General features: G+C 69.8%; 18 protein-coding genes. 6 read left to right on the plus strand and 12 right to left on the minus strand.

Annotated features, from left to right (window positions below; all coding sequences use genetic code 11):
* Window positions 1–6 precede the first annotated feature (6 nt).
* The 5 genes from AB0G52_RS08245 to AB0G52_RS08265 are packed head-to-tail and all read right to left on the minus strand — an operon-like array spanning window position 7 to window position 3,965.
* Window positions 7–651, minus strand: a complete 645-nt coding sequence (locus AB0G52_RS08245; RefSeq protein ID WP_361334836.1) for a hypothetical protein — start codon at window positions 649–651, stop codon at window positions 7–9.
* An 8-nt stretch (window positions 652–659) separates the two neighbouring features.
* Complete coding sequence (locus AB0G52_RS08250) at window positions 660–1,946, minus strand: putative T7SS-secreted protein (protein ID WP_361334839.1); 1,287 nt, start codon at window positions 1,944–1,946, stop codon at window positions 660–662.
* Complete coding sequence (locus AB0G52_RS08255) at window positions 1,939–2,247, minus strand: hypothetical protein (RefSeq protein WP_361334842.1); 309 nt, start codon at window positions 2,245–2,247, stop codon at window positions 1,939–1,941. Before AB0G52_RS08255 ends, AB0G52_RS08250 begins: the two co-directional genes overlap by 8 nt.
* A 21-nt stretch (window positions 2,248–2,268) precedes the next feature.
* Window positions 2,269–3,270 carry a hypothetical protein gene (locus AB0G52_RS08260; protein ID WP_361335132.1) on the minus strand — a complete coding sequence of 334 codons (1,002 nt, stop codon included), beginning with the start codon at window positions 3,268–3,270 and terminating at the stop codon, window positions 2,269–2,271.
* 32 nt (window positions 3,271–3,302) lie between these two features.
* Window positions 3,303–3,965 carry a hypothetical protein gene (locus tag AB0G52_RS08265; RefSeq protein ID WP_361334845.1) on the minus strand — a complete coding sequence of 221 codons (663 nt, stop codon included), beginning with the start codon at window positions 3,963–3,965 and terminating at the stop codon, window positions 3,303–3,305.
* 286 nt (window positions 3,966–4,251) lie between these two features.
* Between AB0G52_RS08265 and AB0G52_RS08270 the strand changes: the two genes are divergently transcribed.
* Window positions 4,252–4,386 carry a hypothetical protein gene (locus AB0G52_RS08270; RefSeq protein ID WP_361334848.1) on the plus strand — a complete coding sequence of 45 codons (135 nt, stop codon included), beginning with the start codon at window positions 4,252–4,254 and terminating at the stop codon, window positions 4,384–4,386.
* Between the two features lie 335 nt (window positions 4,387–4,721).
* A complete protein-coding gene (locus tag AB0G52_RS08275) occupies window positions 4,722–5,054 on the plus strand; it encodes a hypothetical protein (protein ID WP_361335135.1) in 333 nt (110 codons plus the stop codon).
* Between the two features lie 348 nt (window positions 5,055–5,402).
* Here AB0G52_RS08275 and AB0G52_RS08280 read toward each other — a convergent pair whose 3' ends face one another.
* From AB0G52_RS08280 to AB0G52_RS08290, 3 genes are all read right to left on the minus strand, one after another.
* Window positions 5,403–6,440, minus strand: a complete 1,038-nt coding sequence (locus AB0G52_RS08280) for an ATP-binding protein (protein ID WP_361334851.1) — start codon at window positions 6,438–6,440, stop codon at window positions 5,403–5,405.
* 444 nt (window positions 6,441–6,884) lie between these two features.
* Window positions 6,885–9,245 carry a UvrD-helicase domain-containing protein gene (locus AB0G52_RS08285; RefSeq protein WP_361334854.1) on the minus strand — a complete coding sequence of 787 codons (2,361 nt, stop codon included), beginning with the start codon at window positions 9,243–9,245 and terminating at the stop codon, window positions 6,885–6,887.
* Window positions 9,242–16,438, minus strand: coding sequence for a DEAD/DEAH box helicase (locus AB0G52_RS08290; RefSeq protein WP_361334857.1), 7,197 nt, complete (start codon window positions 16,436–16,438; stop codon window positions 9,242–9,244). The genes AB0G52_RS08285 and AB0G52_RS08290 overlap by 4 nt, the downstream gene beginning before the upstream one ends.
* 263 nt (window positions 16,439–16,701) lie before the next feature.
* Between AB0G52_RS08290 and AB0G52_RS08295 the strand changes: the two genes are divergently transcribed.
* Together AB0G52_RS08295 and AB0G52_RS08300 are read left to right on the plus strand one after the other, a co-directional pair.
* Complete coding sequence (locus AB0G52_RS08295) at window positions 16,702–17,112, plus strand: hypothetical protein (protein WP_361334860.1); 411 nt, start codon at window positions 16,702–16,704, stop codon at window positions 17,110–17,112.
* The gene (locus AB0G52_RS08300) at window positions 17,109–19,262 is read left to right on the plus strand and encodes a tetratricopeptide repeat protein (protein ID WP_361334864.1); all 2,154 of its coding nucleotides are present in this window, start codon (window positions 17,109–17,111) and stop codon (window positions 19,260–19,262) included. The genes AB0G52_RS08295 and AB0G52_RS08300 overlap by 4 nt, the downstream gene beginning before the upstream one ends.
* A gap of 22 nt (window positions 19,263–19,284) precedes the next feature.
* Here the strand turns inward: AB0G52_RS08300 and AB0G52_RS08305 are convergent, their stop codons facing one another.
* The 4 genes from AB0G52_RS08305 to AB0G52_RS08320 all read right to left on the minus strand — a co-directional run bounded on the left by AB0G52_RS08305 (window position 19,285) and on the right by AB0G52_RS08320 (window position 21,662).
* Window positions 19,285–20,136: a formyltransferase family protein gene (locus tag AB0G52_RS08305; RefSeq protein ID WP_361334870.1), complete on the minus strand. Its 852-nt coding sequence runs from the start codon at window positions 20,134–20,136 to the stop codon at window positions 19,285–19,287.
* Window positions 20,137–20,155: 19 nt separating this feature from the next.
* On the minus strand, window positions 20,156–20,725 hold the full coding sequence (locus tag AB0G52_RS08310) for a DUF6879 family protein (RefSeq protein WP_361334873.1): 570 nt from the start codon (window positions 20,723–20,725) through the stop codon (window positions 20,156–20,158).
* 46 nt (window positions 20,726–20,771) lie between these two features.
* On the minus strand, window positions 20,772–21,041 hold the full coding sequence (locus AB0G52_RS08315; protein WP_361334876.1) for a hypothetical protein: 270 nt from the start codon (window positions 21,039–21,041) through the stop codon (window positions 20,772–20,774).
* Between the two features lie 69 nt (window positions 21,042–21,110).
* The gene (locus AB0G52_RS08320; RefSeq protein WP_361334879.1) at window positions 21,111–21,662 is read right to left on the minus strand and encodes an ATP-binding protein; all 552 of its coding nucleotides are present in this window, start codon (window positions 21,660–21,662) and stop codon (window positions 21,111–21,113) included.
* 158 nt (window positions 21,663–21,820) lie between these two features.
* Between AB0G52_RS08320 and AB0G52_RS08325 the strand changes: the two genes are divergently transcribed.
* Window positions 21,821–22,696 (plus strand): helix-turn-helix transcriptional regulator, encoded by an 876-nt coding sequence (locus tag AB0G52_RS08325; protein ID WP_361334882.1) that lies wholly within the window; start codon window positions 21,821–21,823, stop codon window positions 22,694–22,696.
* Window positions 22,693–22,905: a DUF397 domain-containing protein gene (locus AB0G52_RS08330; RefSeq protein WP_361334884.1), complete on the plus strand. Its 213-nt coding sequence runs from the start codon at window positions 22,693–22,695 to the stop codon at window positions 22,903–22,905. Before AB0G52_RS08325 ends, AB0G52_RS08330 begins: the two co-directional genes overlap by 4 nt.
* The last annotated feature ends 51 nt before the right edge of the window (window positions 22,906–22,956 follow it).

A 22,956-nucleotide genomic window follows, 5' to 3' on the forward strand; every position in this document is an offset into this window, starting at 1 on the left:
CCCGTATCACTGGCCGCTCCCGCTACCGGGATGCGGATCGGTGGGCCCGGGCGGCGGCGGGGGTGGTGGGGGGCCCACCTGGCCAGACCGTTGTTGGTCGTAGAGGTCCACCAGTCGACGGTTCTTCTCGTACCACTGCTTCATCCACCGAGGGGTCAGGGCCGCGGCCACGGCGACGGCGATGCCGAGCACCGCCGCCATGACGGCGAGGGGTGTGTTCGGGCTGTCGCGCAGTACCCACGCGAGGATGAAGCAGCCGAGGCTGAGCACGGCGATGAAGACTACGAATCCCTTGATGCCGTTGGCCTCGTAGGCGGCGAGACCTCGCCGCTTCGACGCCATGTCGACGGCCGTGACGGAGTCGGCCGCTCCTGGTGCTGCACCGGGGACGGTCCACGTCGCCAGGAGCGGACCTCCCGCGCGCAATCGGTCGTGTGTCTGCCAGGCGCGCTGACGAGCCGTTGGTGAGTCATTGCGCACAAAGATCATGCGCATCGTGCTCCTGCTCACCGCCTCGGCTTGCTTGAGGTCGTAGCCGAACTCGAAGCCGATCGCCGTGATCATGTCGGACTGGCCGGCCTCCAGGCCGCTCAGACTGAACTCGGCAGTGCCGCGCCCATCGAAGTGGGCCAGAATCTCTGCATCTTTCATCGTGTGGCTCACTTTCCCTGCCGGGCTGCCTTGTCCTTCTCGGTTCCAGCTTCCCAGGCGTTCTCGAACGCCACGAGCAGGGGGGCTCCGGGGATAACCGGGGATGCCGCGACCTCAGCGACCTGTCGCCCATTGTTCGGCTCCCAGTATCCGAGTGCGGTCGGATCGCCCAGGAAGGCCGCAACCGTATCGACCAGGCCGAAATTGGAAGCATGGACCGCCAAGCGGCTGTCGGCGGCCACCTTGGATATGCCTTTGAAGCCGCCGCCGAAGGGCAGTACACCGAGAGCGTCTTCGGCCAACGTACGGTTGGAGACCACTGAGTCTCCGCCGACGGCTCGGGCGGCGCCGTGCAGTGCCAGGGCGCCGAGGGAGAAGCCACCGGAAGCGACGCCGATGCCCTCTGCAGCCGCGAGAAAAATAGGTGCGAACGGTCCGGACACCGGAGAGACGAGGGCGACAATGAGCGAGGCCGCGCCCAGCGCGGCGCTGATAGTCCCGAGCACGTCACCAAGGGCGGCGATGGCGTTCGCATGGTCCGCGAGCCACTTGACCGCGTCCGCCACAGCCGCGCTGATCTCTTTGGCGACGATGTCGTCGAGCGCGTCGAGTACCTTCCCGAGGCTTTTGAAGGCGTCGCCCAGCTTGTGCATCAGACCCGGCTCGTTCGGCGCGATGTCCATCGCCTTGTCCAGGCGCCGGGCGACCGATTGGCCTTCCAGGTCGTAGTCGCTGGCCAGCTTGCGGGCCTGAGCGCGGTACAGGTCGAGATCGGACTGCGCGGTAGCGGCCGCCAGCTCCGCCGTGGACCTGTCCTTCTCGGTTTTCTCCTGCTTATTCGCCTCAGCGTCGTCCTTCGATGGCAGGTCGATCCGTGGTTTGGGCGGCAGAGCGGCCAGCTTCTGTTTCGCCGCGTGCAACGCGTCCTGGGCGTCCTGGGCGTGCTGCTCCAGGACCTCGGCCTTGCGCTGCCACTCCGGCATCGCGTCGGCCCAGTCGTGCAGAGCCGTCGCGGCCTTGCTGAAGGAGCGTTTCGCCTTGTCGACCTTGGGCCTGAAGTTCTCGTGAAACTGCTGGCGGAACGCGTCCGCGTGCTTACCCTTCCAGTCGCCCTCTCCCGTGCCGTGCAGGACGTCGGATATCTCGTGCAGCGCATGTGCAGTGTGCTGCACGACACCCGCCACGTGCTTCGCCGCGTGGGGGTCGCCGGGGCACGGGACGAACCCAAGGGCCGGGAACCGACCCCTCAGAGGGGAGGTCTGCGTGGGCGAAGTCCAGGAGAAGACTTCACTCACACGCCTCCCCCTCCCGTGACTTCCGCAGCGCCTCAGCCAACTTGTCGTCGAGCTCCTCGAACTCCTTCTTCATCGTGTCGAGGGCTTTGACCGCCGCACCGGAATACTTCTTGATCTGCTTGATCCCGTACGACCACTCGTCCCCGAAGTCGTTCATACGCGAGGCGAGCAAGTTCACACCCATGGAGTCGCCGTCGACCTCGTCCATCTCCCGGCCCGGCCGCTCCATGATCTCGCCGATGCGCTTGATGTCGCTGCGGACACGGTCAAGTACACCGATGTCGATGCGGATGTCACTCATCGTTCCCCCGGTTGAATTGGCTCAGCGGTTGACGGCCTGGATCTCCTGGACGACGACATCCTGCTCGGCTCCGAATGTGCCGTCAGGCAGGGCCCGTTCGCCGTTCACGCCCGTACCGGTCCAGTGGATCTTCCAGGTGATGGTGGCCTTGAGCTTGTACGAGCCGTCTCCCGAGGAGCGCAGGTACCTCACGCCGCACGGCGGAGTCTCGTCCGCCTTGCCCTTCGCGTACGCCTCACCGATCCGGCCGTTCCTGATCTCGCAGACGCCGGACGCCGGAAACGTCGTGGCCTCGGCCGTGCCCGGCTCGATCCTCAGCGACACCGGTTCGGCGGTGGTCGTCGCCTCGATGCCGAGTAGTGGGACGGACGCTGTGACCGATACCGGCTTGAACTTCGCCGCGTCCAGCCACGCCCAGGTCGGCAGGTTCACCTTCGTGGTGCCCTGTGGAGCGAGCTGGACCTTGGTCGAGGGGACGCGGATCTCGGCGTACGCGAGCTGCGCGAGCACCTCCGGCGTGACTGCCTGGGGGATGTCCGCCGGCGGAGCCTCACCCTGGTCCACCCAGAAGATGGGCTTGGTGCAGTCGAGCGCGCCCGGGTCGCCCTCACGTCCCTTGGTGACGTATGAGTCCCACCAGTAGCCCTTGCCGGTCTTGTCCTTGTTGAAGTCCTTGTACGTGCCGGCGGTCTGGCCACCGTTCTCGTACTTGTTGCGTTGCTCCAAGTCCCACTGAGCCCCCGTCGACTCGGCCTCCCAGATCGGCTCCAGGTATGCCTTCAGCTCGGCCGGGGTGTACTTGGGCGCGTAATAGCACGCAGGCGGGGTCCACGTGGTCGTAGACGTCACTGCCCCTGCGGATTGCCCGGAACCGTTCTTCGACCGGTCGAAGACGACAGCGCCAGCTGTCGCCGAAACCGTGTCGCCCTTGCTGTCTGCCGACACGGTCGTGTCGCCTTCTCGACTGCCGTCAGGGGTAGCACTGGCCCAAGCGCTTGGCGAACCCAGAGCCACGAACGCCATGGTCAGGGCGAGACCACCAAGTACTCGCCGGCTCACTTCAGGCACTGCTTCGCTCCCGCGGTCGACACGATGCCCGTGGTCTGCCACACCCCGTCACCGCTCTTTTCGAGTCGGGTGTTGTAGAGGATGAAGTCCTGGTCGGACGGAGTGGTGACCTTGGGCTTACCCGTCTTGAGGTCCTTGGCGTAGCCCTTGCTCTCGTCGGCGCAGAACACGACCGATGCAGTCTTGCTGCCGTCCAGCGTCACGATCCGGTCGTAGTAGCGGAACGTCCCGGTGATACCGAGACTCGCCTTCTTGAACTTCCCCACCCACGTCACGGCCGCTTCCAGGGCTTTCCCGCTGTTGTAGAAGTCGATCCCCTTATCCTTCGGGTCCGTACCCGCGATTGCCGCGTTGACCGCGCGCATTCGTTCGGCGCTGTCGGCCAGCACGGCGTCTTTGACGGAGTCGCCCGTCTTCTCGCCCTCGAACGTCATAGTGAGGTCCGACGGCAATTTGATGTCGGGGCGGTCAGAAGGCGTCGAGGCGGAGGAGCTCGGCGACGCTGAAGCAGACGACTGGTCACCCGTGTCAGCACCAGCGATCTTGTCGTTGCTCTTGGAGCCATCGTCACCGCTCCCGCAGGCGGACAGCGACAGGGCCGCGACGGCGGTCAGCGCGGCGGCTGCGAGCAGGGTGGGACGGCGGTTCACGGATGGCTCCCGGTGGGGCGAGGAATCTCACGAGTGTGCCAACGCTATCGGCGGGACTTGGGGGACACCAGGCGGGTTCACGTCAAGCCCGATCTTCCAACTGGGCAAATCGCGACAGAAGTCACCACGGATAACTGAGCCGCAGGGTCACTGTTTCATAACGCAACGAAGTCTGTGGGCGTGGCCGTATCGCCTGAACACGAGCCACAGAAGCCCCGGATGGAGAGCATTCCGTACCCGAACAACAGCAGGTACATCATCGGAGCCGCGCGAGCGGTACGCGAAGATGGCTGCCGAGTGGTACGCCGCCGACGGGGCCTCCTTCGATGTGATCGCCGACGGACTGGGCTGCAGCCTCAGCGTCGTGAACGGATTGCTGCACCGGGACACCAGCAACGAAGTCCGCCGCGCAGCGTACTGAACGGACGGCATCCGACACCTGATGCCGTCACCACCAAGCGCCACGTAGACCGCATAGCCCGCGCTTGTCCGGTTTGCGCGCCCGACGCGTCGAATCGGCCGTACGCGGGGGGATCGCCGAGATAAGCCCAGAAAGGGCCACGAGATGATCTCGATGCTTTGAGGTCGCAACCCGTCACCCGTTCGGCTTCCTGGTCGCACTTCAAGCGGCTGATCGCGCAGTTGGACTGGCTGGGCGGTTCTTCGCCGCGGCCTCGTTCCGAATCGCGCCTCGGCGATCCGGCGGGCCTCGGCCTGGTCGTAGACCACGCCCACCCGCTGCCGTACCAGGCCCCGGTGGTCCTTCGCGGTCTTCAACCGCCTGGTACAGCGGCAGCGTGCCCTCCGGCAGCTTCACCGCCCGCCGGAAATGGGACCGCCTTCCGGCTCGGCGATCGCGTCCAGCAGGTCCGCAACAATCCCCACCGAGGCGAAGCCGGGGTCTTCAACGGCAGCAGCGGCACGATCACCGCCGTCGATGTCGAAGCCCACCAGCTCACCGTCAGCTTCCCCGACGGCGAGGTGGCCACTTCCCCTTCACCGACCTCGACGAGCTGGTCCACCCGCGTCACCAGCCTGCGCGAGATCTCCAAAGGCCGTGGGTTCGAGTTTCCCGAAGGGGCCTCGTAGCCGAACTCACGGATCGTGCGTTCAGAACGGACCGGAGCAGGCTCGGGTTTCTCCGAGCCTGCCGAACCGAGGGCACTGGTATTGGGGTTGCTGGAACCGCGATGGAGCTGGCGGTATTCGGCCGGGAGGGGCTGGCTGGGCACGAGGACCGCCGAATTAGAGCTCCGACTGGGCCGCGTAGCCTCGCGTTCGCCCAACATGCGGCGCCCCGATACGCGGAGGCAGGCATGGCCACGAACAGCCCACCAACGTGACGAGCCGCTGGCCCTTTCCGGAGTGCACCAACTCGCCGCTTACCCACGTCGCCCCGTCGTCGGGCGCTGATCGACTGCGTGGTCTGCGTCTCGCTCAGCTCAAGAGGCCCCTGCGGTTCAGCGAGTTCATGAGTTCGGTGCGCGCCTCAAGGAAGGCGTCACGAGCCCCGGACAGGTCGGCCAACGTCTGCTGGTACCGCTCAGGGTCAGAGCGCTTCCACTCCGGGGGGACCTCTAGGTAGGCCGGGGGGCTGGAGCCGTTATCGGGGTCGTGCATGCCGTCGAGTTCGTTGATCAGTTGGCGGAGGCTGTCCATGAACGTAGCGTGCGCGTCCGCCAGTTCAGGATCGAGGAATTTGATGTCGTTGTCGCCGATGAGGGCATCCCAGGCCGTGTCGATCGCTCGCGTGACATCCGCCCTGACCCGGCGCATTGGTAGCCGACCCTGGAGCATGCGGAGCCAGGGCGCGTCGAAGGGCATCGCCGCGAGGATCCGCTGCGCCTTGGACCGGTCCGCGGTGTTCCCGTGCAGCGCAACGGATTCCTCGGCCGCCCGATGCACGCCGCTGTCGTCGGCAGCCGGGGCTCCGATGGCCATCCATCCTGCGGAGAGACGGCGGTGGGCCTCTTGGCGGCTCCAGAACACAGTCTGGTCTCCGCGTCGCACAGGGACGGCGAGACCTGTGACCGACTGCGAGTCCTTCTTGGTAGGCGGCGGAATCACGAACGGGCGCGCGCTGGCGGGCTGAGCTGGGATGTCAATGCTCAACACTCCCTTGCCATCCCCGCACTCAACCCACCTCAGCTCTAGGCCCTCGATGTGCGGGTAGACCCGCTCGTCGATCAACTTGCGGTACGTCTCCGTGTCGACCAGCTTCCGTGGTACTGCGTTGACTTCCGAGACGGTCTCCACTCCGTTGGCCTTGGTCGTCTTGAAGCCGATGATGAGCAGCCCACCGGTCGCGGTGTTGGCAAAGCCAGCAACGTCCTTGACGAGCTCTTCCTTGTGGTGGGGTTCTGAGTCGACCATGTAGGGCGCAGACTTCACGTCCATCCATCCGCACTCTTCGAGGCCTATCAGCGCCGCAAGGTTTCCGGCGCTGAGCGCCGTACGTACGTCTTCGATGTTCACGGGGCCAGCATGGACGGCGCTGTGGGCGGCGTAAACACTGGGCTCAGCGCCCCTCCTGAGTGTATGTCGGAGATACCTCATCAGGGGTTCAAGATCATTCCGTGGCGGGTTTCTGGCGCATCTGCGAACCCCTATGTCGCTGAGTACGTCTACGCCCCTGGACGGGACAGGAATGTCGCCTGAGGCGGCGCGTTGTCAAGCGCCCCGAGACGGATCCGGCGAGCCTTCCGGCCTCCGCGGTCACGCTGGTCGCCCGCACTCCGATTTACCACGCCGACCCTCGCTCCGAACACCGAGCCCCAACAGCCGCGCCGTCTCGCTCGGCGCCTGCAGGTAGCGGGCGCTTCGACGGAGACGAGGAACTACCCGTCGTCGGTGCACAACTGAGCGACGGCTCGTCCCCCCGCCCGGCAGTCGGCCGGGCCATCCGAGTCGCTTGTCTGACTATGCCGCTGCGGATCCGGATGGCGGACCATCGTCCACCAGTAGCTCCGTGGCATGACCGGCGTTCCTTACAGCGTGGTCCGGGAGAAAGCGGCTGGCCTTCCCGCTCCATGTGATCACCAGCTCGTCGCGGGCTCGCGTGGCCGCCACGAAGAGCAACGAGCGGGAGCGCTGTTCCTCCTGCCGGTAGCGTTCCGTTTGGTCGTACCGGTAAGTCTCGATTCGCTGATGCGGAACGAGCCCCTCGCTCACCCCGGCGAGAAAAACCCGCTGGAACTCCAAGCCCTTGAAGCCGTGCAGTGTGCCGATGCGGACGGCGTCAACTCCTGCCGGCATGTCGCGGCCGATCTCGCAGGCGCGGATGCCGTACCGCTCGTCGGCGAGGGTGACGGCCAACTGCGTCACCGCGTCACGCGACGGGACGCCGACCGCCATCGCCGCGTAGGGCGTTCCATGACGGTCGTGGCGTTCTTTGAGCAGCGTGGCGATGGCCCGCATCTCGGTCTGCCAGTCGGGCGCCCGCCAGTACTGCGGTGCCAGTCCGGTCAGCACGGACCGGTAACCGTCGAGGGTGTCCCGGCCGTCGTCGAGGTCGTCGAACCGCTCGCCGTTCATCAGTCCCTGCGCGCTGCCCAGGATCTCGCGCGTGGTCCGGTAGTTGAGGGTCAGCCGGCGTGAGGCCCGTCCGGGCGTGCTGATGCCCAGCCGCCCCAGCACCACCTGGTGGGCGTAGATCCGCTGGTGGGCGTCGCCGACCAGGAAGATGTCGTCCGGGCCGGGCGTCACCATCGCGCGCAGCATGCGCCAGTGGGAGGCGGACAGGTCCTGCGCCTCGTCCACGACCACGTGCCGGTAGCGGGGCTTGAGCCACATGCCGCTCCCGGCCTCGCGGTGGATCAGGTCGAGACCGCCGTGTTCGGCCTTGTAGCGGGCCTGCGCGGTCACCTTGGCCATCCGCCGGCCCTCCGCACGGGCGGCCTCGTCGGCGATGAGCGCGTGCGTGGTGCGGTGCTCCCGATCCAGATGCGCCCGGTAGCGCTGGACCAGCTCCCACACCTGGCGGCGCTGCTGACGCTGAAGGACACCCCTGCCCCTGCGTTCGGCCCGGAAGTACATGTGGTCGGTGCCGCAGCCCTGGGCGAGGATCACGTGTCTGAACTCCCAGTCCAGGAACTCCACGTCGAACGCGTACACCTCGGCCTCGGTGCACACCGAGTGCCAGAGGCTCAGTGCCTGCTCGTCACTGAGCGGAGGGGGAAGCGGGGAGCCGGGGTGCGTCTCCTGGACGACCTCACGGGCGAGTTGGTCGATCGACTTCACGTCGACCCGGCGCACGAGCTCGTCACCGCCGAGCCGGAGCAGCCTGTCCCGCAGGTCCTTGGCGAGGTTGGTGTTGTACGTGGTGAGCAGCACTGGCCTGCTGTGCCCCGGTGGCAGCTTCTCCACCAGGTGACGTACCCGGTGCAGCGCCACCACCGTCTTGCCGGTCCCGGGGCCTCCGGTCACCTTGGCCGACCCCTTGAACGAGGTGGTGGCCAGGCGGTGCTGCTCGGGGTGGAGGAAGAGCCGCCAGGCTTCGAACCCGTCGCCGAGCGCGTCGAGCACGGCGGCGTCCTCGGTGCTGACACGGGACACCGGCCGACGCGCCGCCTTCGCCCAGTCGTGCGGATCCACCCTGTCGTCGGCACGCCATGACTCGGTGATGTGGGCCCGGACGTCGGCGGGCTCCATCCCGTCGCTCAGGGCGAGCAGGACGTCGCGGGTGAGCCCGGGGAGGTTGTGGCCCAGCAGCGCGTCCAGCTGCGCCCGGTCCGTGATCCGCCGAAGCGCCGGAAGCAGCGCTGCGGACACGCCGAGGCGGAGCAGTTCCGTGTCGTCGTGCCGGGCGAACAGGGGCACCGGAAGCGACCGGGGGGCCGGATGAGCGGTGTCGTCGGCCAGCGACGGCTCCCCGTCCTCGGTGTCGCCCGCGCCCTCCCGGAGCGGAAGCGCGACGACCTCACGGCTGACCACGCTCTGGTCCACGAGTTCGACGCCCCCGGAGACCTCGTTGATCTCCACGGTGATCCGGGCGAGTTCGTCGCGGGCCGTGTCCCCGACCCGGACGGCGAGCAGGCTGAAGCGGTTCTCGTCGGTCTCCAGCAGCAGGGCCGTTCCGCGGCTGTCGATCCGCGCGAGGAAAAGCCGGCCGTTTCGACCGGTGTCGCGCAGCGAGGTGAGCAGCAGAGCACGGTTGGAGCGGTCGGCGCGCAGCCTGCGGACGAAGTCGCCGACGGCGTTCTTGTCGCCGGGGGCCAGGCGCTTGATGTCCTCGTTGGCCTGCGGGGTCGGGATGACCTGTGTTCTGACCGGGCTGTTCACGCTCCGCCGCCTCCCTCGTCCCTCACGCCGGGCCGCGTCTGGCGGAGCAGCGCGGCCAGTTCGGTCTCGTCCCAGGCCGCCGCCTGACCGACGCGCCAGCCCGCGGCATGGCACTCGGTCAGGTACCCGGTGTCCTGTGCGTCCTCGGCCAGAACGACGGCGATCCTCGCCGTGGGCCAGGCCAGTTCCAGGGGGCGGGAGACGCCACGCGTGTCCCACCCGGCCTCGGGCGGCGGCACGTCGCCCCGCTCCGCGAGCGTGCGCGCCAGCTTCTCGATGGCCGGGTCGCCCATGTACGACAGCTCCCGCAGCACGAGTTGCCAGGCGGCCGCCCACTCCAGAGCCGTGGGCGTGGTGTCCCCGGCGGGCGCGACCACGCCGGTGCCGGTGCCCCGCTCCTGCCCCGCGTCGGCCCCGGCCGGGACCGCGCCGGCATCGATCAGCCCAGTACCCTTGCGGTCCTCGCGCAGCGCCGTCAGGAGCCCGCTGGCCTGTCCGGCCGTCGCGGCCAGCAGGCCCGCGTCGAAGGCGTCCAGCGCGGTACGGGCCAGCTGCAGCCCGTCCGCCTGGCCCTCACCCGACGGATCCAGGAACTGCAGGACGTTGCCCCAGCACAGCCACGCCTTCCAGCGTCGCCGGTGCTCGGCGCCGTCACCGGCGACCGCCTCCGGTCGGTCGTCCAGCACCGCGAGCGCGCTCAGTCCCTGCGGTTTTACCCGGGAGTCCCCGATCAGCAGCAGGGGCAGTCCCGAACCGTCGCGTACCGGATACAGTCGCAGCCCGCTCCCGACGACCGCCGGGCGATCCTCGCCCCGCAGCGCGGCTTCCACCCAGGGCACCGCCGCCTCGGGTCCGGCGTCGACGACGTCCTCGCGGCGCGCCATGCTCATCAGCCCCGCCACGGCGAGCCGTGCCAGCACCTGCCACCGGCGCGGGTCCGGGTCGGCCAGGAACCCCAGCAGCGCGGGGATGGCGCCGGCGAACAGCCGGTCCAGCTCCGCCGGGTCCTGCCGCTGCTGGACCCACCGGGCCCGTGCCTTGCCGCCCGGTGTGCCGTCCCCGTCCACCGGGTACGGCGGCCAGGCAGCCCGCGCCTGCGGTCCGGCCAGCGCGGGGGCGAGCGCCCCCGCCGCCTCGTCCGCGTCCGCGCCGCCGGCCCGCCCGGACCGCTCGCGCAGTTCCTTCTCCCAGGCGATGACGTCGTCCCAGGTGATCTGCCACACCAGCATGCCGTCGGCCCGCAGCCGGGCCCGTTTGGCAGCGTCCCCGGCGATCCGGTTGACGGCCTCGGAGGCATGCCAGCGGTAGCCGTCGAGGTACACGGCGACCGACATCGGGCGCGGCCCGTCGCCGTCGGGCGACCCCTCGTCCGGGCGCAGCAGCAGGTCCGGGACAGTGCCGTGGGCGTCGAGCGGCTTCTGCGCGACCACCTCCCAGTGGACGGGCGAGCCGTTCCGCCCGCGCAGGGTGAACCGCTTGCCCTGGCGACCGGTCGGCGTTTCCTCGTGCTCCACCCCCGCACCGTCGGCCGTACTCTCCAGCCACCGGTCCAGGCAGTCGATGAACCGCCGCTCCAGGTCGCTCTGTGCCTGCGCTGCGAACCGTCGGCGGTCCACGTCCCCGCCGCGCTCACCGTCTCCGGCCCGCCCGTCCGGTTCCCTGCGGACGCGGCGGACGTCCCAGCGACTGTGCCCGTCCACGCCGAGGACGTCGTCCAGCATCCACAGGGCCTCGCGCCGGTCGAGCTGGGGGTAGTCCCGGTCCGGCGCGTAGCCGAGCAGACACAGGTGGCAGGCGCGCCGCGGCCCCTTCTCGCAGGGGCACTTGCGCAGATATGCCTGGGCTCCGGCCAGCACCGCCCGGAACTCCTCGCCGTCGTGTTCGACGAGACGCTGGAGGTAGCCGGTGCCCCCGGGCAGGGAGTCGTACAACACCAGGTGGTTGCGGGTCAGGCCGGTCGCCCGGTCCGGTTCGCTGGTGGGGGCGGACCGGATGTGTGCGGGGTCGCCGCCGTAGCGCAGGGCCAGGCCGAGGTGGAGCGCGGCGGAGAACGACGCGAGCCGCTCGGGTACGTGCAGGGTCGCGGCGGGCAGCAGGACACGCAGGGCCTCGGTGCGGTGTTCGGCGCACGTGATCACCCGCGTGTCCGCCGCCTCCACAGGCCGGGCCCGCCGTCGGGTGGGGCACCAGGGCCTGTGGTGCGCCAGCTCGGGCCTGGCCGCGATCGACTCGCTGAGCTGCTCCTGCACGGGCGGATGCCCCGGGTCCCGGTCGGTGGCCCCGCCGCACAGCGGGCACACGGTGAACGGGCTGACGGTGACCTCTTGTCCGGCGAAGAACGTGTCCGGATGCCGGCCTGGCCGGGACAGCCCCAGGTTGAAGCGGCGTACGACCGCCTCCCGCACGTGGTCGAAGCCGAAGACGGCGCTCTCGTGTCGCCAGCTCTCCTTGACTGCCGCCGGGTCGACGTCGACCGCTGTCACCGTCGAGTGGTAGCGGCGGCTGCGGGACTCCTGGTCGTCGATGATCCGGGCGTCGTCCCGCCGGTCACGGGAGGTGACCTTGCGCGGCACGATCACCGAGAACCGCGCCGACCGGCCGCCGATGCCGGGCCCGGCGCAGCGCGGGCACGGCGAGGTGTCCGTCTCCGCGTCCCGCCCGGTGCGGACGTGACCGCACTCCGGGCACACCCGCCACACCGCGATCGCCGGCCGGCTCTCTTCCCCGTCCCCGGTCTGCTCGCCGTTGTTGCGGGGCCGGGCGCCGAGGTCGAATCCGTCGACCTCGTGCCGGTAGCCGAGCACGTAGTAGGAGTTACCCGGCGCCAGTTCGGTCAGCGCGGCCTCGGCGGGCCGCTGATATAGGCGGGTCTCGGTACGCCACCGGGTCCCCGGCTTCCGCTCCGTCTCCGTGCCGCGGGTCCGCCCGGCGGGTTCCTTGTGGGTGAGGACCGCCTCCAGCCGGACGCCGTTCTCCACCAGGGTGTAGTTGGGCAGCAGGCCCCGCTCGACGAGGAACGCCTGCGCGCCGGACTGGGCGAGGAGCTGCAACTGACCGCGTACGGCTCCGGCCTCCCGGCCCAGGGTGCGCTTCTCGCGGGCCTCGTCCTCGACGGTGTCGTGCAGGGCCTCGGCGGCCTCGTCGATCGCGGCGAGCCGGTCCACCAGCTCGGCCCGCTCCGCCTCCCAGGCGGCCTCGGCGTCCCGCAGCCGCCAGGCAAGCCACCGCTCGGGCGAGGGCGCCGCCGCGTCGCCGTCGGCGGTCAGTGGCTCCACGTACCGGCGCAGCTCCTTGTGGGCGTCACGGGACGCCCCCGAGTCAGGTACGCCCTCGATCTCGGGGAACAGCCGCAGGAAGTCGTCCACCAGGTCGGTCCTGCCGACGACGGCCCGCCCGAAGTGGCGCAGCCAGCCCGCCGGTCCGAACAGCGCGGTCGCCCGGTCCGGTAGCGGCAGCACGCCCTCCAGCGTGCCCCGTCCCGCGAGGTCGAGCAGGTATGCGGTGAACTGGCGGCGCAGCAGTTCGGTGGCGGACAGGAAGCAGCCCGGCGGCAGGATGCGCCCGGCGATCAGGTGCCGGGGCTCGGCCAGGTGGTACAGGGAGCGCGGGCTGGTGTCGGCGAGGGACACCAGCAGCGCGTTGCCGGTGGAGCGCCCCGCGCGACCGGACCGCTGGACGTACGCCGCGGTCGTCGGCGGCAGCGAGGCCAGCAAAACCGCCTCCAACTGACCGATGTCGATGCCGAGTTCCAGCGTGGGCGTGCAGGAGAGCACATTGGGGTCGGTGTGCCGCACCCCTTCACGGAAGCCCTTCTCGACCTGTTCTCGTTGCCTGCGGCCCAGTACGCCGGTGTGCTCGGCCGCGACCACGCTGTACGGGTCGGCCTCCCGGTACAGGCGGCGGTAGTAGTCGCCGCGGTAGTCGCGTCCGGCCCGCCCGGCGTCCGCCGCCGGGGGGCGCCACAGGTCGCCGGCGCAACCCTTCAGCGGACAGGGCAGCCCCGCCCACACACCGACCCGCTCCGGCGGCACGGTCTGCGTCCAGCCGCACTCGCGGCACACCAGCGCGGCGTCGGCCGTCTCCTCGTCGGCGAGCGGACGCACCCGGACGTGCCCCGGGGTCAGTCCGTACACCCCGGCCCGGTCCTGGCCACGTCCGGCCCGCTGCTCGCCGGTGCGCCGGTACGCCAGCGCGCCGATGCCCGGTTCGGCGAGCCGGGGCAGCAGCCTGGCCAGGTACTCACCGGCCAGGGCGCGGTCCAGGTCCAGGCAGCGGGCCGTGAAGTCGGTGTACCAGCTTTCCCTGGTGTCGACCCGTTCGAAGTCCGTCCGGCCGGGCCGGGCGCCGACGAGGACGAACGCGGGCGCCTCGGAGCCCCGCCCGAACGCCTGCATCCCCTCCGGGCGGCCGCCCCACACGCTGTAGCGGTCGCGGCCCTCTTCGCGGATGAAGGTGTCCAGCCAGGCGTGCCGTATGCCGCCGCTGACCCTGACGTGTTCCAGCAGTCCGCGCACGAACCCCTCGAAGCGGCGCAGCCGTTCGGGCCCGGCGGCGGGTACTCCGGCTACCGCGCCCGCGTCCGGGCCGCCGTCCTCGGCCTCGGGCCTGCCGTCCTCGGCTTCTGGGCCGTCCGGCGTCCCCTCGTCCGGCGCCTTCCCGTCCGGCGTCTCCGCCAACGGCAGCTGCTGCCGCAGAACCTCCTCGTAGAGGGCCTCGGCGGTCTTCGCCGCCGTCTCTGCGTCGGTCAGGTGGACCTCGGCGGCCACGGCCCGGGTGAGTTCCAGGGTCCGGCCGCGCCTCGCGTGCAGCCCGAACTCCAGCAGTGTGTTGAAGGCCAGGCGCTCCCCGACCAGGTTCCACGTGCCCTTCGGTAGCCGCTTGCGGCCCGCCAGCAGCCGCCGCACCCTGTCCACGTCGTGCAGGTCCGGCGGGACGACGGAGGCCAGCAGCTTCTCCTTGTCCACGGACGCCCGGCGCACCAGCGCCGCGATCAGCTCGTTCAGCGGCACCCCGTCCTTCGCGAACGCCGCGTTCACCGCCGCCTGTTCGGTCAGCTGCTCGTGCACCAGCGACCGCAGGGAGAACTTCCAGGCCCGGCTGGCGACGAACCCGGCCAGGTGCGCGGCGTCCTGCACCGAGTCGTTGAAGACCAGGGTGCGGCGCCGGTCGTTGCCGTCGGCGTCCCGCGCGGGCAGCTCGCCGCCGGTGAACAGCTGGGTGACCGCCACCGAGGCCAGCGGCGCGACACCCGCGCCGAGGAAGCGGATGCCCTCGGCCTGCCCGCAGGCCGGGCAGCGGTCCTGCCGGGCGAACTCGTCGGCGTCCTGGTTCAGGTACCACAGCTTGACGAACACCCCGTTGTCCGGGGCGTCGGCGATCCGCCCGCCCGGCAGCAACACCTCGTCCGGGTCAACGGGCCGCAGCCGCTCCCCGTTGTCCTCCAGCACGAGCACGCTCGCGTCCCGCCAGGCCGCGCCGCGCCGCCGCGCCCGCGCGAGGGTCCGCCGGGCCTGTTCGGCCGCCTCGGCGGGCGTCGCCGCGATCATCGCGCGCACCCGGGCCTTCCCGGCACCGCCGCCCGCGCTCAGCCGGTAGATGTCCTCGGGCGCGGTCACCAGGACGGACGGGTTGCGCTCGGGGCACACGGCACTCCAGCCTGACCGCCCGCAGTGACGGCAGTACGCCGACGGCAGCCGGCCCGACCGTCGCACCGAACGCCGCCGCTCCTCCTGCGCGGCCGACGCCATGGCGGAGGCGGCCGCCTGGTCATCGTCCGACCAGGAGAACACCGGCCGGGGCGAGACGAACCGCAGCACCCGTGACAGCGACCGCACCCACAGATGGCTCTCGACCAGCAGCAAGGGCCGCTCCTCCCCGTCCGGCGCGTCCGGATCGCGCGCCTCCGAGACCAGCGCCACGAACCGGGCCAGCGCCTCCACGGCGGTCACCGGGTCCTGCTCCACGGCCAGCCGCCAGGGCGAACTCGCCGGGAACGCGCCTAGCACCTCCTCGAAGGTGAGCGGCCGGTCCACGCCGGTGGCCAGCAGGTCGTGCGTCACCGGGTGCGCGAGCAGCCGCCGCCCCAGTTTCCGGGCGTCGGACGTGTCACAGCCGAGCACCGTCCGCGCCAGCCGGTCCATCCCGCCGGCAGTGGCCACCGGATCGGGCAACGCGGCCACCTCGCCGGGAGACGGTACGGGCAGCGAGGCGTCCAGCGGCTTCAGGAAGACGCTCAGCTCCCGCCGGTCCTCCCCGATGACCGAGTCGTCGGGGAAGTACGTGCCGAACACCCGCGACGCCACGTCCAGCATGGCGCGCGCCCCGCCACCTCCGGAGGCCTGCGGATCGTCGTCCGGTCCGCCCTCGCCGAGCGTCGCCGAGGTCGCTACCGGGCACACCGACCCGAGCGGCCGCCCCTCCTGAGCCGCCCCGGCGACCGCGCCGAGTCGCCGCAGCAGCATCGCCACGTCCGTCCCCTGCGCCCCGTCATACGTGTGGAACTCATCGATCACCACGTACGCGAGGTCCGCGTCCGCCCACAGCGGGGCGTCGAGCTGCCGCTGGAGCAGCAGGTCCAGCATCTTGTAGTTGGTGATCAGGATGTCTGGCGGATTGCGGCGTATCTCGGCCCGCTCGACCATCACCCGCCCGTACGGCGAGGCCGCACCGCGCGCGCTCGCCTCGCCGATGTACAGCCCGGCGGTCACCTCGGCGAGCCGCGGATCCTCGTCCAGCAGCTTGCCGAGCCGCCCCGCCTGGTCCCCGGCGAGCGCGTTCATCGGATACAGCAGCACCGCCTTGACGCCGGCCCGCCCAGCCGCCCGCTCCCGACGGCAGTGGTCGAGTACGGGCACCAGGAACGACTCGGTCTTCCCGGACCCCGTACCGGTCGTCACCAGCGTGGGCCGCGGCACGTGCCCGCCCTTGGTGGTGAGCCGCGCGAACGCCTCCGCCTGGTGCGCGTACGGCCGGAAACCCTCCCGCCACCAGTCCAGGTACCGCTCCCAGCCGCCGGGGGCGGACCGGAACGGCCGCCGGATGCGCAGGTACGGCCCCCGGAAGAGCCCGTCGGCGGGATCGGTGAGGAAGTCGGTGAGCGCCTGCTGCGTGGCAGGTTCGGCCAGCGCGAACGTGGTGGTCAGGTACTCGACCGCCGTGTCGCGCAGCGCCTGCGCGGCGAGTGTGGGTCTCATGGCGGTCGCAGCCCCTCCCGTACGGCCAGACACGGGACGCCCGCCGACGGTTCCCCCGGCCCCGTCGCCCCGTACACGATCTCCACCACCTTACGTCCGGCCACTGACAGTGAGGAACGAATCAGCCGGGAGGAACTGGTGAGACAGTCTGCCGCCGACCGCTGCCCGGCCGACGATGCCTGCGCGCCCCGGCTGCCAGGTGTACCGGCGCTGCGTCGGCTCCCTAGAGTTGTAGCCCGGGCCGGATCGAGAGAGGGCAGAGGATGGACGCGGAGATCACCCTTTTAGCGGGCACCGCCGGCACGACGATCGCAACGCTGCTGGCGACCGACATGTGGAACGGCGTGCGGAACGGGGTGCTCGCGCTGTGGGGACGCGTCCGGCCCGACGACCAGGAGCGAGTCGCCACCCAACTGGACACCTCGCGCCGGGACCTCCTGGACGCGCAGGCTGACGGTGACGAAGAGGCCGAAGGGGAGGTCGCGGCGGAGTGGCGGGGACGCATCCGCCGTCTCCTCGTCGCCCACCCCGAGCTGGCGGCGGAACTCCGCTCTCTGCTGACCGAGCTCGCTCCCGGCGCGCTCACCCCAGTGACCGTCACCCAACGCGCGACTGCCTCCGGCAGCTCACGCGTCTACCAGGCCGGCCGTGACCTGAACATCGACCAGCGATGACTGGAAACGACGGCCGAGCCACCGACCAGGGGCGCGTCTACCAGGCTTCCGGCGACCAGCACATCGTCGAACACCACCATCACGGCACCGCCTGGACTGGCCCGGACTCGGTACGGCGTCCGCCCATCGGCCGGGCACCGGCGATTCTCCGGGACCGCAGCGAACTCATCGGACGCTTGAAGGAGGCGGTTACCGAGGGCGCCGGAAACACCGTGTTCGTCCTGCACGGCCTGGGAGGATGCGGCAAGACCGCCGTGGCGTGCGCACTCTTTGACTACACCACCAGGGAACGCGGACGCCTGGGCCTGTGGGTCAACGCCTCCGATCAGGCATCCCTGCGGGCCGGGATGCTCGCGGTGGCCGCCGACCGCGGCGCCGGAGACGGTGAACTGATGGCCGCGCGCAACGGCCTGCGTGCGGCCGCCGACCTGGTGTGGGACCACCTCGACCGGTCCGACCTGCCGTGGCTGCTGGTGCTGGACAACGCCGACGATCCGGCGGTGCTGCGGGACGGCGGGTGGCTGCGCACCAGTCCACGCGGAACCGTCCTCGTGACCACACGGCAGGCGGCCGGCCACTGGTGGCCCGCCGCCGAGCTACTGTACGTAGGTGTCCTGCCGCGTGAGGAGGCGGCCCAGGTCCTGTGCGACCTGGCCCCCGGAACGGGTTCCGCCGAGGACGCAGCCGCCGTTGCCGACCGCCTCGGCCGCCTGCCGCTCGCCCTCACCCTGGCCGGCGGTTTCCTCGCCCACCAGGTGATCAGCCCCTGGACCATGGAGGAGTACGGACGCCGTCTGCGGGAGCGTACGGATCCCATCGAACTCATCGACCAAGGCGCCACGGACGCGGACAACGACTCGCGCCATCTGGTCAGCGGAACGTGGCAGCTCTCGCTGAACTCCCTGGTTGAGCAGAACCTGCCCGAGGCCGTCACCCTGCTCCGGCTGCTGGCCTGCTGGTCGAACGATCCGCTGCCCCTGTCGCTGCTGGCCGACGCCCGGCTCGACCTGCCCCTGCCCGCTGACCGGGTGGAACTGGCGCTTCGGGGACTGCTCGACCGCTCCCTCACCGAACTCCTCCCCGGCGACATTCGCAGCCTGCGCACGCACGGGGTCCTGCTCGACAGCGTCGCGCGCGTCACCCCGGCTGACGAACGCGACGGACTCGCTGCCGCGGCGGCCGGAATCCTGCTGCGCTCGCTACCCGCGACACCGGTACGCGGCCTGCGCGACAGTCGGCTCGCTGTCCTCGCCCCACATGTCCTGGCGTTACTTCGTCGCGTGATCACCTGGCCCGAGACCGCGGTCGGCACCGCCGAAGTCGCCGCCATCTGCGCCCTGCGTCTGGTAACGGCGCAACATCGTTCGGGCGACTACGCCTCTGCGCTGGCCGCCGCCGAACAGGCGACGGATCTCGTGCGACGACGACTGGGCGACGACCATGTCCTGGTGCTGCGCCTACGGCAGCGGATCGGGAAAGCGATCGATCGTCTGGGACGCCTCGAAGAGGCAGCGAACCTCCACCGCAGGCTGCTCGCCGACCTCGAACAGGTCTGCGGTCCCGAGGCGCCCGACACTCTGACCACCTGCCTCCACCTGTCCCGCCCGTTGACCTGGATCGGCAAGCAGGCGGAAGCGGTCCAGCTGATGCACCGAGCGGCGTCCGGGCGAGCCGCGCTGCTGGGCCCCTGGCACCCGCTGACACTGGAGGCGAGGGCATGCCTGCTCGAACTGCCTCCCGGACCGGAACTGGACCGCGAGGTATCGGCAGGACCGGACCTGGTCGCGGACTGCCGCCGCGAGCTGGGCGCCGACCACCCAATCACCCTGTCGGCCGAACTCAACTGCGCGGGAGCACTGTTCAACACCGGACAGCACTCCGAAGCACTGACGCTGGCCCGCCATGCGCTGGCAGCGCACGAACACCGCTTCGGAACGGACTACCCCATCACGCTGGCGGCACGAAGTCTGCTCAGCAGTGTCCTGCACGCGGTCGGCGAGTACCAAGAAGCAGTCGAACAGGCGGAGACCGTCAGAGAATGGCGCGAGCGGGTTCTCGGCCAAGAGCACCCGTGGACGACGGTCATCCAGGACAAACTCGCCCGGTACCGGCGTTCCCTAGCGGAGGCAACGCCACCCGCCCCGAGCTGATGCGCGGCGGTTCGGCAGCCGCTCAGGATTCGGAGTCCTTCACTGGTACGGACTCCGTGAGCCACAGGGGACCGTCCGCGCACATCACCTTTGTTCCGTCCACCGGCTGCAAGGACGTGCGCAGAACCCGCAGCCGACGGCCAGCCACCGTGGCAACCGGGCCGGACCGCCCCGAACTGCCGAACCGGATGGCGCGCACCTGGTTGTGGATCTCTTCTCTGGCGTTGCTCCAGTCGATCCGCGAGAACTCGGGTTCCATCCATCCCGCGTACGTGGCGGCCGCCTCCTCCTGGGGCATACCCGGGGAACCGGCCACGGCCCGCGAGAGCGCCAGAGGAAGAAGCCGCTCGATGTACCGGTCGACCTCTTCCCACAACAACCGGGGGACGACGTCATCGCCCAACGCGATCCCCGCCTCCTGAGCCAGAATCCCGCCGGAGTCGAACTCACTCTCCATCCAGTGGATACTCACACCGATTTCCTTGTCACCGTTCCTGATCGCCCAGTTGACCGGAATGGGACCTCGGTATTTCGGCAGCATGGACGTGTGCACGTTGATCGCGCCCAGACTCGTCGACCGGAGGACCGCCGACGGCAGCTTCCAGGGGAAGCCGTAGCAGACGATGAGATCGGCCCCATACCCCTCGACGATGTGCGGCAACATACTCTTCCGGCCTGGGATGAGCAGATCCATTCCGTCCGGCAGCGCATCGACGATCTCACCCACAACATCGCCTGCACCACTGCGCGTCGGCCCACCCGGCCGCAGTGACCGCGCATGCAGACAGGCGACGGGCACGTGCCCGGCCTGCTCGCAGACGCCACGCAGGAGGGCGAAACCTTGCGCAGAGTATGAAATCAGGACGATGCGCATATGTGGCCTCAGTGACACCTCAGACCTGCTCCCCAGCCAGGTTCGGCGGAGGCAACGGGGCGACATGGCTGCTGAAGAAGTCATCCAACGGCTCACCGGACCGGTGCATCTCCTGGATCACCTGTCGGTACTCGGAGATGTGCTGAGGATCGTCGAAGCGGATGCCGCCGGCGAGCACCCCTTCGTCGTCATAGAGGACCTCGTACATCACCAAGGAACCGAGCACGACGATCTCCGGAAGCGTGCGCCGCGTTTCGTACCGCCGGATTCCGTCCCTGCTGAGGACTCTCGTGTCCTCCCCGCACTGGGCTTTGAGGTGCAGAAGGTGGAGTTCCCACTGGAGGTACGGAGAGATGGGCTCCTCCACGCAGCGGACACGGTGGAGAGCGAACCCGCTTCCGGCGATTCGCCGGAAGTACTCCTCATAATGACCTCGTTGTCCCTCGATCAGCGTCAGGGACTCGTCCCACTCCCCACGGCGGAACGCTTCCCAGCTCTGTACCCCGGGCTCCCGGAAGGTTTGCTGGCGTTCGAGCTTCCAGAACCCCTCGGGCCCGGAACGCCAGAAATAGCGGTCGAAGTCCTCCATGTAGTCGTCCAGTCCGAGACGCTGGCCGGAGCCGCCGGTCTGTGGGCTACGCATCAGGGATGTCCGCCTTCGCTGCAACGACAGTCCTGCGGGGGATGACGACGATCCGCTCGTCCGGGGCGACACTAAGTCCCGGGGGAAGGCGGGTCAGGTAGGAGTCGGTGAGGTCGCGGCCCACGACGGCGATGTCACCGTTCTCCAGTTCCCAGATGTCCGGACATCCTTGTTCGCCGCCTGTGGTCCCGAGTTCGGTGGGTGATTTTCCCAGGCGGCGCACCAGTGGAGAAGAGGGATCGGCTTCCCAGCCCCGAGTCATCACGGTCCTCCGTTCAATTGCTCCGAAGGTAACTGAGATCACACATGATGTGAGATCAATACGCGACTTTCAGCCACGCGAACGCAGCACATCGCCCCCTGCATCGGGCAGACGGCCATGCAGTTCGGACCGCGGCCGCCGTCGGGAGGGACGGGCTGCCGGGTACTCCGCCCAGACCGTCTTCCCCGGCGCCCCGCCCTCCCGGGGGCGCCATCCCGAGCGGGCGGCAAGCGCTGCCACGATCACCAGTCCGCGCCCGGTGTCATCCAGCGGCCTGACCGGACGGGCGACGGGAAGCCGTTCGCCGACGGTGTCGGTGGCGGTCACCCGGATGACGACGGGCGCCTCGGGAGGACCCGGCTGCGCGCCGAGGTCCAACCGGAAGTCCCGGCCGGGCACATGCGCGTGCCGCACGGCGTTGGCGCACAGCTCAGCGATGATCAGGGTCACATCGTCGTGCACGGCGGTGCCGTACGCCCAGCCCCACGCGTCCAACCGCACGGCGGCAAGTCGTCGGGCGAGCCGGGCACCGCGCGGCGTACAGCTGAACCGCATCCCAAAGTGCTGGAAAGGGGCGAGGGATTCGGGGTCGCCGGTAAAGGTGGTGGCTTCCTTCGTCATGCGGACAGCATTCGGCCCTGTCGCGTAGCGTGACCAGTGGTGACGCGCTGACGCGGCCCGGTTGTACGCGGTTGTCGGTGGCGTTGTCTGCAGGCTGGGGCGTGTCGTGTGTGCGGCACATGCGGTGCGCGGGTGCACGGGACGGGCGGGTGAGGCCGATGGAGCCGACGGGACTGGACACGGGCGTGGACGAGGAGGCGGGGGAGGGGGAGGCCGGTTTCCGGCCGGAGGACGATCCGGGTACGGGGGTGGTGGCCGCGTTCGGCCGCCAGCTGAAGCTGCTGAGAACGGCGGCGGGCATGGAACGCGCGGAACTGGGCGGCCGGCTGGGCTACTCCGCGTCGAGCATCGCGTCCTACGAACAGGGGCGCCGCATCCCGCCGCCGCGGTTCATCGAGCGGGCCGATGAGGTGCTGGGGGCGGGTGGGGTGCTTACGGCGCTGAAGGAGGAGGTGGCTCGGGCGCAGTATCCGGCGTTCTTTCGGGATGCGGCGAAATTGGAGGCGGAGGCGGTCGAACTGCACGTCTACGACACGCATGTGATCAACGGCCTTCTCCAGACGGAGGAATACGCCCGTGCGGTGTTCCGGATGCGGCGTCCACCGCTGGACGAGGACACCATCGAGCAACGCGTTGCCGCACGCATGCTCCGCCAGGAGATTTTCGCGCGTAAGCCGTCGCCGATCCTCAGCTTCGTGATCGAGGAGGCGGTTCTCACCCGGCCCATCGGCGGCCGGGCTGTGACGCAAGGGCAGTTGGAACAGATTCTCCTGTTTGCGCAGCAGCGCAACGTCGAGATCCAGGTCATGCCACACGACCGGGAGGAACATGGCGGATTGGCAGGTCCGTTCACCTTGATCGAGACGCGGGAAGGGCGCAGGATCGCCTACGTTGAGGTGCAGCGCCACAGCCGTCTCTACACAGAGCGTGAGACGGTGAGGGAGATGGAAGTGCAGTACGGCATCTTGCGGGCCCAGGCACTACCGCCCCGTGAATCCCTGACGTTCGTCGAGAAGCTGCTGGGAGAGACATGACCTTCAGGATGGGCGAGCGGCTGTCGGACCTCGCCTGGTTCAAGAGCAGTTACAGCAGTGGTGAGGGTGGCCAGTGCTTGGAGGTCGCTACTACCCCCGGAACCGTCCACGTGCGGGACTCGAAGCGACCGGCGGACGCGACGGTGACCGTCTCCCCTCAGGCGTGGGCCGGACTGGTCGCCCTGGCCGTGACCGACCGGAGCGTCTGACCTCGCCGCATGGCGTGAGCCCTGCCACCCGTCTTGGGCGGCAGGGCTCAC

It is taken from the genome of Streptomyces sp. NPDC021562 (assembly GCF_040640875.1).
Taxonomy (GTDB): Bacteria; Actinomycetota; Actinomycetes; order Streptomycetales; family Streptomycetaceae; genus Streptomyces.